1 pseudogene is annotated in these 364 nt (G+C 65.9%); it reads left to right on the forward strand.

The window, feature by feature from the left end:
- Positions 1–364 (forward strand): annotated as a pseudogene (locus tag KHA85_RS20630) (sugar ABC transporter ATP-binding protein); the annotation flags it as partial.

Raw genomic sequence — 364 nt, forward strand, 5'->3', positions numbered from 1 at the left:
CTGTTCGCCGTGATCAACCGGCTGCGCGCCAAAAAGGTCGGCATGATTTACGTCACCCACCGCCTGGACGAAGTGATCGAAATCGCCGATCGGGTCTGCGTAATGCGCGACGGGCGCTATGTCGCCGGCGGCCGCACCGCCGACTACTCGCTGCGCGATCTAGTGCAAACCATCGTCGGCGAAGCGATGGCGGACGATCAGCGCGAACCGCTGCCGGAACATCGTCCGCCGGTGCTGCAGCTCGATAGCGTCACGGTAGGCGACATCGGCCCGGTGAGCTTCGATTTGCAGCCGGGCGAGATGCTGGCGCTGGCCGGCCTGCGCGGGGCCGGGCAAGAAGAGATTGGCCGGCTGCTGTTCGGGT

This window comes from Dietzia massiliensis (assembly GCF_018390595.1).
Classification (GTDB): Bacteria; Actinomycetota; Actinomycetes; order Mycobacteriales; family Mycobacteriaceae; genus Dietzia; species Dietzia massiliensis.